This window comes from Halomonas sp. ND22Bw (assembly GCF_003011945.1).
In the GTDB taxonomy this organism is placed as follows: Bacteria; Pseudomonadota; Gammaproteobacteria; order Pseudomonadales; family Halomonadaceae; genus Halomonas; species Halomonas halophila.
In genome coordinates this window covers 1-611 of the sequence record NZ_PXWD01000061.1, presented here as the reverse complement: position 1 = coordinate 611, position 611 = coordinate 1, and the positions used below count along the sequence as shown (strand labels likewise).

Annotated in this window: 1 protein-coding gene; it reads left to right on the top strand. The window is 55.5% G+C overall.

Translation table 11 applies throughout. From position 1 onward, the window contains the following. Positions 1-210: hypothetical protein (locus tag CVH10_RS26580; protein WP_219924730.1), on the top strand; the 210-nt coding region annotated here is incomplete at its 5' end. Positions 211-611 lie beyond the last annotated feature (401 nt).

The window sequence follows — 611 nt, the reverse complement described above, 5'->3', positions numbered from 1 at the left end:
AACGCCATCGACGTCTACCGAAGCTGCATTCGCTGCGATACTAACGGGACGTTCATTGATGCTCATGAGATGGGTTTACCTGCAAAAATAGTCGGCAGCCAAATCGGCCGGCCTTTTTCTATCTGCCCGGTCAGCCCCCCGAGACCAACCATGAAACAGGCCGTCTCTCTGTCAAGGCCAAGCCGCTACGCGGTGCTATCGCAGCCCTGACAAAGAGACACCCAGCTTCAAAGCGGCAAGTATCGGGGGGATGCCCTCAAGTGTGGTTCATACGAGTGAAAGTTGTTGCACAGCAAGACATTTCACTTACGAATCGATATTATCGGAGGCCGCACATCCGCTGCAGGCAATCGATAATGCAAGTGGTCACGAAGGTTTTCCCAGGTCGCGCACGCTTCCACGAGTCCAAGGATCTCTCCGAAAACGTAAGGCGCACAGTTCCGAATCATCATCCAGGACCGAGCAGGAATGATCGCAACCATGACCGGGGCAGATTCTTCCTGTTCGACAATCTGAGCATCCGTGAGTTCTACGCCACGACCAGCTCGCGCGCGCAGTCCACGAGACCATGCGAGTGCTCGGCGTCCCATCGAACCGCACTCAAAGTCGCG